Consider the following 776-nt stretch of genomic DNA (forward strand, 5'->3'; position numbering starts at 1 on the left):
GGGAGTGGACAAAACATGGGGGTCATCTTCGTCGTTGCGGTCCGTGCTAAGGTGAGTTCTTTGCGTGTGGGGCTGCCATGGACGTACGGATTACAATTGAAACGACCTTCGACAACGGGGAGAAGCGCACTCATCAGCTTGACGGCATTTCACGACCATACCGGGTGACCTGCCCAGACGGGATCGGGCTGCGCCTCGAGGAAGGGAAGAGGGTTGTCGAACAGATTCAGCGGGCAATTCTTTGCGATCAGGTTGAGGAAATCATCCGAGAAAGCCGCGTATGCCCGGATTGCGCCTCGGTTCGTGCCATTCATGACTATCGCACGCGCGATCTCGACACGCTCTTTGGGCGGGTTCGGGTCAAAGCCGCGCGCTTGCGCCGCTGTTCGTGTGATGCCAGGTCAGCGGCGATGCCCGGCGGGCCGATTTCTCCGCTGGCCTATTTCTTTCCTGACCGGGCTACCCCGGAGCTGCAGCGGCTCCATGCGGAACTCGGGTCCCGGCATTCCTTTCGCGAAGCCGCGCGGCTGATGAAAAGCTTCCTCCCCTGCCATCCGCCCCATCACACCACGGTGCGTGACCGGTTGGGAAGAGTAGCCGCGGGGCTCGAGAAAAGTAGAAGGGCATCAGGCGATCCCGCTGAAGCACTTCCCAAAGGGGGTTTGACGGTTTTTCTGGACGGTGCGCATATCCGCTGTCGACCGGAGTATCAGCAGCGACACCTGGATCTTGTGGTCGGTAAGATTGAAAGTCGCAATATGTGCCGACGATTTGGC

Annotated in this window: 1 pseudogene; it reads left to right on the forward strand. The window is 59.5% G+C overall.

The annotated features are described in order from the left end of the window. Window positions 1-77: 77 nt before the first annotated feature. Window positions 78-776: pseudogene (locus BMI87_RS21820) on the forward strand (ISKra4 family transposase); the annotation flags it as partial.

It is taken from the genome of Thioclava sp. F28-4, assembly GCF_002020045.1.
Lineage (GTDB): Bacteria > Pseudomonadota > Alphaproteobacteria > Rhodobacterales > Rhodobacteraceae > Thioclava > Thioclava sediminum.